The 10,425-nt window shown below is 59.9% G+C and carries 11 protein-coding genes and 1 riboswitch; of the genes, 7 read left to right on the top strand and 4 right to left on the bottom strand.

The genetic code is table 11. The features are described from left to right. The first annotated feature begins 315 nt into the window (after window positions 1–315). On the top strand, window positions 316–1,386 hold the full coding sequence (locus JNB85_RS28090; RefSeq protein WP_220337677.1) for a DUF2865 domain-containing protein: 1,071 nt from the start codon (window positions 316–318) through the stop codon (window positions 1,384–1,386). Between the two features lie 4 nt (window positions 1,387–1,390). On the opposite strand, the gene bluB is transcribed toward JNB85_RS28090, so the two are convergent. Further along, window positions 1,391–2,077 (bottom strand): 5,6-dimethylbenzimidazole synthase, encoded by a 687-nt coding sequence (gene bluB, locus JNB85_RS28085; RefSeq protein ID WP_220337676.1) that lies wholly within the window; start codon window positions 2,075–2,077, stop codon window positions 1,391–1,393. 42 nt (window positions 2,078–2,119) lie between these two features. After that, window positions 2,120–2,309: riboswitch (cobalamin riboswitch) on the bottom strand. Window positions 2,310–2,436: 127 nt separating this feature from the next. On the opposite strand from bluB, the gene JNB85_RS30990 reads away from it, so the two are divergent. From JNB85_RS30990 to JNB85_RS28060, 5 genes are all read left to right on the top strand, one after another. Further along, window positions 2,437–2,559 carry a hypothetical protein gene (locus JNB85_RS30990; protein ID WP_262928195.1) on the top strand — a complete coding sequence of 41 codons (123 nt, stop codon included), beginning with the start codon at window positions 2,437–2,439 and terminating at the stop codon, window positions 2,557–2,559. A gap of 24 nt (window positions 2,560–2,583) precedes the next feature. Beyond that, window positions 2,584–4,461, top strand: coding sequence for a methyl-accepting chemotaxis protein (locus JNB85_RS28075; RefSeq protein ID WP_220337675.1), 1,878 nt, complete (start codon window positions 2,584–2,586; stop codon window positions 4,459–4,461). 57 nt (window positions 4,462–4,518) lie between these two features. Beyond that, window positions 4,519–5,100 (top strand): hypothetical protein, encoded by a 582-nt coding sequence (locus JNB85_RS28070; protein WP_220337674.1) that lies wholly within the window; start codon window positions 4,519–4,521, stop codon window positions 5,098–5,100. Between the two features lie 303 nt (window positions 5,101–5,403). Beyond that, window positions 5,404–6,471 carry a 3-deoxy-7-phosphoheptulonate synthase gene (locus JNB85_RS28065; RefSeq protein ID WP_220337673.1) on the top strand — a complete coding sequence of 356 codons (1,068 nt, stop codon included), beginning with the start codon at window positions 5,404–5,406 and terminating at the stop codon, window positions 6,469–6,471. Between the two features lie 172 nt (window positions 6,472–6,643). Next, complete coding sequence (locus JNB85_RS28060; protein ID WP_220337672.1) at window positions 6,644–7,015, top strand: hypothetical protein; 372 nt, start codon at window positions 6,644–6,646, stop codon at window positions 7,013–7,015. A 79-nt stretch (window positions 7,016–7,094) separates the two neighbouring features. Here the strand turns inward: JNB85_RS28060 and JNB85_RS28055 are convergent, their stop codons facing one another. The 3 genes from JNB85_RS28055 to JNB85_RS28045 are packed head-to-tail and all read right to left on the bottom strand — an operon-like array spanning window position 7,095 to window position 9,837. After that, complete coding sequence (locus JNB85_RS28055) at window positions 7,095–7,928, bottom strand: TolB family protein (RefSeq protein WP_220337671.1); 834 nt, start codon at window positions 7,926–7,928, stop codon at window positions 7,095–7,097. A gap of 28 nt (window positions 7,929–7,956) precedes the next feature. After that, entirely contained in the window at window positions 7,957–9,636 is a 1,680-nt protein-coding gene (locus tag JNB85_RS28050; protein WP_220337693.1) for an NAD+ synthase, read from the bottom strand. A gap of 9 nt (window positions 9,637–9,645) precedes the next feature. Continuing rightward, a complete protein-coding gene (locus JNB85_RS28045; protein WP_220337670.1) occupies window positions 9,646–9,837 on the bottom strand; it encodes a hypothetical protein in 192 nt (63 codons plus the stop codon). Here JNB85_RS28045 and JNB85_RS28040 point away from each other — a divergent pair. After that, window positions 9,836–10,366, top strand: a complete 531-nt coding sequence (locus tag JNB85_RS28040; protein WP_220337669.1) for a DUF1003 domain-containing protein — start codon at window positions 9,836–9,838, stop codon at window positions 10,364–10,366. The genes JNB85_RS28045 and JNB85_RS28040 overlap by 2 nt on opposite strands. Window positions 10,367–10,425 lie beyond the last annotated feature (59 nt).

The raw sequence follows: 10,425 nt of genomic DNA, 5'->3' as shown, positions 1-10,425 counted from the left end.
CACCCGCCCTGCCCGGATCGCGGCTCGAAACAGCCATCCACGAAAACGTGAAGGCTGCGGGTTTCCGGGATTTTCGGTCTCCTTCCGGAGGAGTGGGCGCGGTCTGAATTTTTTGTCATATCATCTATTTAGCTATCAGCGACCTCCCGCGCGATTGCGGGTGAGTCGGAGGCGGAAACATCCGTCTTGCTGGATAAGATCGCAAAAATGCGCTAGGAATTACTCTGAGCTTATTAAGGAAAATAGGTTAGGACAAAGCGCGGTGGATGAACCCGCAATCGACCGACAGATACTTTCTCATTCCGGGACGACGTCGTGAAGCGCCGAAACCTGTCTCTCCTCCTTTTTCTGGCTTTCGCGGTCCCGGCGGAGGCGCAGACCAATGCGATCTGCGAGGATTTGCGCGGCCGCCTTGCCGACCTGCCGCAATCGATCGGCAATAATGGCGCCGAGATGCGTCAGTATGCAGGTGCGCTTGCCGAGCAGAATCTTGAATTGCGCAAGGTGCGCGGCGATCTGCGCCGCTATGGCTGCACGTCTGGCAGCATGGTCGTCGTCGGCGGCGAGAATGCCGGCTTCTGCGAGGAGCTCAAGCAGTCCGAACGGAAGATGGTGGACAATGTCCGCTACCTGCAGGATCGCCGCAACGCGTTGCGTCAGGGTGGCGCCGATCCGGCCCGCGAGGAGCTGATGGCCGCGCTCGAGGACAATGGCTGCAACAGCGACAGTTTCAGCGAACCTGTGCAGGGTGACGCCTATGCGCCGGCTCCTTCGATCGATGAGCAGGCCATGCGCGGCGACACGTTCATTCCGCTGGGCGGCGGTGAACGCTACGGCCTGCCTCGCGCCGAAATGCTCTCTCCGGTCAGCACCATCTGTGTGCGCACCTGCGACGGCGGTTTCTTTCCGATCAGCAATAATGCCACTTCGGTCGATTTCGGGCGCGATGCCGCAACCTGCGCCAAGATGTGCCCCGGCGTGGAGACGGAACTCTTTTATCGCGACATTTCCAGCACCGAAGCCGCAAACATGATTTCGACGGCGACGGGCGCGCCCTATGGCGCAATGAAGAACGCCTTCGCCTACAAGACCCGCGCGCCCGGCGAAAAATCCGCCTGCGCCTGCAATCTCAGCGCCTATTACGAGGAAATGCGCAAGAGCCAGACGGCCTCTGCGCCGGTATCTGAGCCGAAGGGTTCGATCACCACGATCCGCACCGAAGCTCCGAAAGCCGCAAGTGCCCCACAGGCTCAGGTGCCGGATCGTCCCTATGATCCCGCCGGCAACAAGGTGCGCCAGGTCGGCCCGCAATTCCTGGCGGGTGATCAGGGCAAGATCGATCTCGCCAATCCGGCAACATCAGGCCCGCAGCCGCAGCAGCAATAATGGCTCAGGTCTTTATCTGTCCCCAGCCGTCATGGAAGACGAGTTCGTCCAGTGGCATCCGCTGCCGCCAGCCTTTGACCGCCAGTTCCGGTTCGTCATAGAGCCGGTCGACGAACCCCGCGCAGAGCCAGGCAACCACTTCGATATGGTCGGGAATGCCAAGGATCTCCTTCAGATCGCCCTCGCGAAAAATGCTGACCCAGCCGATGCCGACGCCTTCGGCCCGTGCGGCCAGCCATAGGTTCTGGATGGCGCAGACGGTGGAATAGCTGTCCATGCGCGGATTATGCGTGCGCCCCAGCACCACGCTGCCGCTGCGCGAGGGGTCGCAGGTCACGCAGATGCCAATCGGCGCTTCGACGATCCCTTCGAGTCTCAGCGACCGGTATTTTTCCTGCCGCTCGCCGTCGAACATGCGGGCCGCTTCCTCATTCGCTTTAAGGAAGGCATCGCGCACACGCGCCCTCACCTCGGCACTCTTCACCAGAATGAAATTCCACGGCTGCATGAAACCGACCGAAGGCGCGTGATGGGCCGCTGTCAGCAATCGCGTGACGAGGTCGTCCGGCAAGGGATCGGGCAGGAACTGGCTGCGTACATCGCGCCGTGTCATGATCGCATGATAGACGGCCTCGCGTTCGGCCGCAGAAAAGCTGGATGCCGGGCAAACGGCATCATCAATGGGTCGCATCGTCAAATCCCCAACAACGCAACCGCCCGCCGTCCGCGCGGGTTGGGTCTATCTCGTCAGGCCGGTCTTCTGACTTGGCGTCATCCGCCTGACCGCAGCCTTCCCGGCCTTGCAGCCAGTGGCGTGATGAGCGGCAAGCGTCGGCCTTACAGCGTTGGGCACGTTCCGGCCTTGCACCGGATTCCCGATTCTCCCGCTTGCAACGGCGGGCACCTGACCAGCGATCTATGGCGTGGAAATGCTATCGCGGCAAGTGGATGCAACGTCCCTTTCCAGAGAACGCTTCTAAAGCGCGCCGTATGGGTCTCAAGTCAGTGGCGGCGCACCGGTACCCATTCTACTTTATAATTTATTCACACATGAAATACACACTGCATCTGCGCGTTCTGGGTTGCAGTGAGGACATGGGCATGAGTGCTCATGATGTGGCCGCCAGCGTCGATGCCCGTATTGATACGCCGGTCGAGAACGTGTCCGACTGAGCCGCATTTCGAGGCCCCCACGGGATGTTCCAATTTTTGAAGACGATGCCTCTGACAGCGAAGCTGGCGGCGATTATCGTTGCCGTCAATCTCTGCGGCATTTCAGCCTTTGCGACGTACACCTGGTTATACGAAACCCGAGCATTGATCGATGGCGCCAAGGCGAACTGGTCGAAGGATGCGAAGCAGTTTGCATCTCTGGCCGCAGGCGGCGTGAAGTGGGGAAAGGCGAATGCCGTTCGAGATGCCTATTCGCTCTACCGCGACGATCCCTCGCTCGACCTCGTTCAATTCTCAGCATTCAATGCGGAGCTCACCGCGGTCGATACGTGGACACGCGACGGCGTCAATGGTCTGCCTGCATCGGCAGATCTTGCGAAGCGCCTGAGCGCGAAGCCGGAAAAAACGACGATTGACGACAGCGGAATCTCCGCCGGCGTCGTGACGATCACAGCACCCCTTCCGCTCGATAAGTCGGGCAAGGCCACCGGCTACGTCGTCACGAACTGGTCCGTCGAGAAGATCGCGTCCGAAGTCAGGCAGAAGGTGTTGATTTCGGTGCTGACGCAGTCCGTGATCACCGCTATTGCCATTGTCGCGTTTCTTCTCGCCATGCGCAGTCTGGTTGGTCGACCGATCAGGATCCTCAGCGAGCGTATCAGCGCCTTGCAGAAAGGTGATCTCGCCTCTCCCGTCACCTATCGGGAAAATGGCGATGAAATCGGCTTTCTGGCTCGCGCATTGGAAGTTTTCCGCAACGAGGCGATTGCAAAAGTCGAAAGAGAGCAAGCAGCTGCCGAGCAGAGCGCTTCGCTGGATTCCGAACGGGCTCGCAACGCGTTGTTGACGGAAGAGGCCAGCAACACGCAGCGACTGGTTATGACCGCTCTTGCCAATGCGCTGGAAAAGCTCGCCGCAGGGGACTTCTCGATAAATCTCGCCGATCTCGGCCCCGAATTCGATAAACTGCGGCAGGATTTCAACAATATGGTCCAGGCAGTCGCGGCCGCGCTGACGGAGATCAAGACCGCCTCCGTGGCTGTCGAAAGCGGATCGAGCGAACTGGCCTCCTCCGCAGATCAGCTCGCCAAGCGGACCGAACAACAGGCAGCAGCGCTGGAACAGACCGCCGCCGCGCTGGATGAAGTAACGACGACGGTCAGAACGTCGTCGCAGCGGGCCGAAACCGCCGGAAAACAAGTCGAGGAAACGAAACGGAGCGCTCACGTTTCGGCGACCGTGGTGCGTGATGCCATCGGAGCGATGGACCGGATTCAGACCTCATCGAGCCAGATCGGCCGCATTATCGGCGTCATCGATGAGATCGCGTTCCAGACCAATCTGCTGGCGCTGAATGCCGGCGTCGAGGCGGCGCGCGCCGGCGAAGCCGGCAAGGGTTTTGCAGTCGTCGCGCAGGAAGTGCGCGAACTCGCCCAGCGTTCGGCAAACGCGGCAAAGGAAATCAAGAACCTGATCACTGTGTCTGGGCAGGAAGTGGCCGCGGGCGTCGGGTTGGTGAACGAGACCGGGGACGCCCTCCTGAAGATCGAGGAGCAGATCAACCGCATCAGCGACAGTATCGCTTCCATCGTTCAGTCCTACCGCGAACAGGCGACGGGCCTGCAGGAAATCAATGGCGCGATCAATCAGATGGATCAAGCCACGCAACAGAATGCGGCAATGGTCGAGGAAACCAACGCGGCCTGCCAGGAACTGCTCACCCAGGGACGCCTTCTGCAGGATTCCGCCGGCAGGTTCACGGTCGGCGCGACTGCCGCCAGCCTGTATGCACCCGTTCAACCGGTTGATCGTCAACCTCGACCGGAGCCGAGAGCTCTAGCGAAACGGTATGCTGGAAGTGCCGCCGTTGCCGCGTCTTCCGGTGCCTGGGAGGAATTCTGACCCCATCATCGTTCGATAAGCTCATCCCATCAGCCAATTAACCAGGAAGGAACAGTTATGAAGAAAGTCGTGACCGCATATCTTATAGCCTGCGCCGCGTTTGCCGTCCCCGCGGGCGTATCCATGGCGCAGGATGCCAAGCTTGCGCCGATCGCCGATTACGTGACGAGCGACGTAAAGCCGTGGCTTAACGATCCCGCCGTCATCGAAGCCATCAAGGCGCAGAATGCCGCGAATGCGAACCTGGGCGCAGCCGATATCGACGCCCTCGACAAGAAGTGGCGTGCCGAGGTCGATGGCTCCGACCACACGATGATCGACGGCGTGCTTGGCAATGCATTGTCCAAATTCCTCCAGGAAAAGAAGGCTGCATCCGATGGCAAGATCGCAGAGATCTTCGTCATGGACGCGAAGGGGCTGAATGTCGGCCAAAGCGATGCCACCTCCGATTACTGGCAGGGCGACGAGGCCAAATTCCAGAAATCCTTCGGCGCCGGTAAAGATGCCGTTTTCGTCGACGAGATCGAAAAGGACGAATCCACGCAGGCACTGCAGTCGCAGGCAAGCGTTACCATTTCCGACGACAAGGGAACGCCGATCGGCGCCATTACCGTCGGCGTAAACGTCGACGCGCTTTAATTTCCTGCGTCTGCAAATTCATATCGCCCGGACGCAAGCGGTTCGGGCGATATACGTAACCGGGACTTCAAACACACCTGCCCAACGGCAGCAAATTCTGCGTGACAAATCGCTCGAGCATAGCTACATAAGCGCCATGTCGATTTCGTCCGTTTACGCATCGCGATTTTATTCGTACCGCTGCTTCCAGCGGATGCGGGTCTGTGCGTAACCGAAACTAACGCGACGACACACCCGAACAGCCGCTAGTCTACCTGGCGGCTTTTTTGTTCCGCACGGTATGACCAAACAGGAGAGCATACCGTGACTGACACTATTGATGATCTGCGCATCGTCGAGATCACCCCGCTGACCAAGCCTGCCGATATTATCAAGGAAATCCCACGTGACCGCGCGGTTACCGAGACCGTGACCGGCACGCGCGACATCATCCACAATATCCTGACGGGCAAGGACGACCGCCAGCTGGTCGTCATCGGCCCCTGCTCGATCCATGATCCGGCAGCCGCGCGCGAATATGCGTCCCGGCTTGTCGAACAGCGACGACGCCTCTCCGGCGATCTCGAAATCGTCATGCGCGTCTATTTCGAGAAACCCCGCACTACCGTCGGCTGGAAGGGCCTGATCAACGACCCGCATCTCGACGGCAGCTACCGTATCGAAGAAGGCCTGCGCCTCGCGCGCAGCCTGCTGCTCGACATCAATGCCATGGGCCTGCCGGCCGGCTGCGAATTCCTCGACACGATCACCCCGCAATATATCGCTGATCTCGTCAGCTACGGCGCCATCGGCGCGCGCACGACCGAAAGCCAGATCCACCGCCAGCTCGCCTCGGGTCTCTCCTGCCCGATCGGCTTCAAGAACGGCACGGACGGCGGCGCGCGTGTCGCGCTCGACGCGATCATGGCGGCTTCCCAGCCGCATCATTTCCCGGCTGTCACCAAGGATGGACAGGCAGCGATTGCCTCCACCCGCGGCAACGAGGACTGCCACATCATCCTGCGCGGCGGCAAGCGGCCCAACTATGAAGCTGCCGATGTGCAGGCTGTGATCGCCGAGGCAACCAAGCTGGGTGTCGACCCGCGCATGCTGATCGATGCCAGCCACGCCAACAGCAGCAAGGATCCGATGAACCAGCCGAAGGTCGTCCACGACGTCGCCGGCCAGATCGTCGCCGGCAACCATCACATCAAGGGCATGATGATCGAGAGCAACCTCGTCGCCGGCCGTCAGGACCTCGTTCCCGGCAAGCCGCTCGTCTATGGCCAGTCGATCACTGATGGCTGCATCGGCTGGGATATGTCGGTCGATGTGCTCGAGGATCTGGCCAAAGCCGTCCGCGATCGCCGCAAGGCGGCTGTCGCGGCCTGAGTGGCCACATCAAGCGCGGCGGGGAAACCCCGCCGCTCATTCGCAATGTGCTTGTCATAGGATTCCAGCTGCCGCGCGTCTGCGCTGAGTGCCTCATCGTTAGTCGCACAGTGACAATCTCGAAAGAATCTGGATATCCCTAGAGAGCTCGGTCCGAGACAAGGCCTGTCAATTGAAATACGATGCCCCAGAAAAAAGAAGCGAAGAAGAGATCACCGAAACGCTCTCACGTACAGACATTAGTCCTGACGAACGCATACGGACGGTGCTTTCAGCACTCTACTATGGGAGAACGATCGAATTTTCGGGCGATACGCTAATCGAGGAATTTTCCAGAGCAAGATATCCCGAAAGGTACTGGCTAAGGAATCTATTCGAAACATTCTATGGAATGTGCAGAACGGACTACCGGATTGATGACAGTATCGCGCTTCTGGAGTTCTATAAGCAGGAGGCTCCCGAATATAGTGCGGAGATTGACTGCACAATTGACGCGTTGACTGAATACAGGGTGATTTTCAGCGGCACTCACAAGCTGCATTGAGCCGGTTGCGAAAGCTCGCTGAGGCGAATGAGCGGGCCACATCCCCAACGCCCCATCATCAAATGGCCGCGCGCCGCTTTCAAGATCTCACGGGAAAATACCTGACATAGGCGAATTCCTCGCCATCGGGCGACCAGTTCGGCACATTGATGGTGCCCTGCCCGCCGAAGAGCTCAAAGAGCGTCGTCAGGTTGCCGCCGTCCATGTCCATCATCCTCAACCGCACATTCAGATCGCGCGGGTGATCGAAAACATCAGAGTCGTAGGAGAGGATCAGCACCTTGTCATTGTTCGGCGACGGATGCGCAAACCAGTTGCCGTAATTGTCCGATGTCACCTGCTGGAGACCCGTACCATCGGGGTGGATGCGCCAGATCTGCATCAGCCCGGTGCGGCTGGAGTTGAAATAGATCCACTGCCCATCCGCCGACCAGTCCGGTCCGTCGTTGCGGCCCTCGCCATGCGTCAGCCGCTTCTCCTCGCCGCCATCGACTGAGATCGTGTAGATGTCGAAGACGTCGTTGCGGATGCCGCAATAGGCAAGCTCGCGCCCATCGGGCGACCAGCCGTGCCAGTAGGACGGCAGGTTCTTGGTGATCAGTCGCGGCTTGCCGCCCTCGACCGGCAGGATATAAATCGCCGACTTGCCGAACTCGGTCTTGTCGGAAATCACGATCTCCTCGCCATCGGGCGAAATGCCGTGGTCGTTGTTGCAATGGACGGCAAAGCCGGTATCGACCTTCTCGACAAGATCGCTGCCGTCGAGCCGCAGCCGGTAGAGCAGCCCGTCGCCATTGATCAGCAGATAGGCGCCGTCACGGGAAAAGTTCGGCGCCTCCACCAGCGCTTCCGTCTGCCAGACGACGCGGCTTTCGCCGCGCCTCACGTTGTAGATCTCCACCGAACTGCGCATGTATCCCTCCCCAGATCCTTGAGGTGTCTCAGCGATCCCGGAACCGGTTGGTGATCGGGTAGCGCCGGTCGCGGCCGAAATTCTTCTTGGTGATCTTCACGCCCGGTGCCGACTGGCGGCGCTTGTATTCGGCGAGATAGAGCAGATGCTCGATCCGGTGTACCGTTTCGACATCATGGCCGCGCGCCACGATCTCCTCAACCCCCATTTCCCGCTCGACCAGGCATTCGAGAATGTCGTCCAGCACGGGATAGGGCGGCAGCGAATCCTGGTCCTTCTGGTCCGGGCGAAGCTCGGCCGAAGGCGCCTTGTCGATGATGTTCTGCGGGATAACCAAGCCCGAGGGGCCAAGCGCATCCGGCGGTACATTCTCGTTGCGCCAGCGGGCCAGCGCATAGACCTGCATCTTGTAGAGGTCCTTGATCGGGTTGAAGCCGCCGTTCATGTCGCCGTAGAGCGTGGCGTAACCAACCGACATTTCCGACTTGTTGCCTGTGGTGACGACCATTGAGCCGAACTTGTTGGAAATCGCCATCAGGATCGTGCCGCGTGCACGGCTCTGCAGGTTCTCTTCGGTAATGCCGCTGTTCGTGCCTTCGAAGAGGTTCGACAGCGCTGAGGAAAAGCCCGTCACCGGCGCCTCGATCGGCACGATATCGTAGCGGCAGCCGAGCGCCTTGGCGCAATCGGCCGCATCCTTCAGCGAGTCCTCGGACGTATAGCGGTACGGAAGCATGACCGTGCGCACCCGCTCCTCGCCCAAGGCATCGACGGCAATTGCCGCGCAGATCGCCGAATCGATGCCGCCGGAAAGGCCGAGCACGACATTTTTGAAGCCGTTCTTGTTCACATAGTCCCGGAAGCCGAGCAGGCAGGCGCGATAATCGGCCTCCTCGCTTTCGGGGATGCGCGCCATCGGCCCTTGCGAGCAATGCCAGCCGTTCTCCGTGCGCTTCCAGGTCGTGACAGCCAGTGTCGGTTCGAACTGGCTGAGCTGGAAGGCGAGCGACTTGTCGGCATTGAAGGCAAAGCTTGCGCCGTCGAAGACAAGCTCGTCCTGGCCGCCGAGCTGGGCGGCATAAACCATCGGCAGGCCGGTCTCGATGACCTGCTTCAGGACGACCTGATGGCGGATATCGACCTTGCCGCGATAATAGGGCGAACCGTTCGGCACGAGCAGAATTTCCGCTCCGCTTTCGGCGAGCGTCTCGCACACACCGAGATCGCCCCAGATATCTTCGCAGATCGGAATGCCGATGCGCACGCCGCGAAAATTCACCGGCCCCGGCATGGCGCCCTGGTCGAAGACGCGCTTCTCGTCGAACTCGCCGTAATTGGGCAGGTCGATCTTGTCTCTGATCGCAATCACCTTGCCGCCATCGAGGACGGCGATGGAATTATAGCGCCCTGTTTCGTCCTGGCGCGGAAAACCGATGACGACGCCTGGTCCGCCATCGGCCGTGTCGGCCGCAAGGCTTTCGACTGCCTTCCAGCAGGCGCGGATGAAGGCGGGTTTTAGTACGAGGTCCTCAGGCGGATAGCCCGAGATGAAAAGCTCGGTCATCATCAAGAGATGTGCGCCCTGCCGCGCCGCATCGGCGCGCGCCTCGCGCGCCTTGGCAAGATTTCCGGCGACATCGCCCACTGTCGGATTGAGCTGGGCGATGGCGATGTTGAACGTGTGGGAGAGAGCATTTTCCTGTGTCATGCCATTCATTTAGTCCGCCCCGTCGTGCACGGCAATAAGCCGCTCGAAAAGCGGTAGCGATCTGCCGCAAAAATTTGATGAAGGCAGGACTGTCCCTGCGCCATCCATCAGTTTGCCTTGTGCGGCGCCGATACGCATTGCAATTTGCTGCAAGGGCGGAATACTGCCCGCCAATTCGATCCACTTCCGGGGCAATGCCATGTCTAATCTTCCGAATTTCGTCCACCTGCATTTCGGCAAGCCTGCCGAAGAACTGGGCGATATCGAAAAGCGCGTGCTCGCCAAGGCGCATGAGCGCAAGATCGTCTCCACCGACGTCAACGCTGCCTTTTCCGCCGAAGCCTCTTTCGGCGAGCGGCTGGCCGATGGCATCGCTCGCGTCGGCGGTTCATGGTCCTTTATCCTCGCCTTCCTCGCCTTTCTCCTTGTCTGGACGCTGATCAACACGATCATTCTGCTGAACAGGGCCTTCGATCCCTACCCCTTCGTCTTCCTGAACCTCATCCTTTCCATGCTCGCCGCCATACAGGCGCCGATCATCATGATGTCCCAGAACCGGCAGGCCGAACGGGACCGTTTCGAAGCCGCCAAGGATTATGAGGTGAACCTGAAGGCCGAGCTTGAGGTTCTGTCGCTGCACCAGAAAATCGATATGCGGGTGCTGACGGAACTGACAGCGCTGCGGGAGGATGTCTCGCGACTGAACGCCATCCTTGCGGAGCGCGGATAAGGCTGTAACAGCACGGTGCGGGGGAACGAAACCCAAGTGATCTCGCTCGTAATCTTTGC

Origin of the sequence: Rhizobium mesosinicum (assembly GCF_019511345.1) — a bacterium.
Classification (GTDB): domain Bacteria; phylum Pseudomonadota; class Alphaproteobacteria; order Rhizobiales; family Rhizobiaceae; genus Rhizobium; species Rhizobium mesosinicum.
The sequence above is the reverse complement of the archived record's forward strand: the minus strand, read 5'-3'. Positions and strand labels throughout refer to the sequence as shown.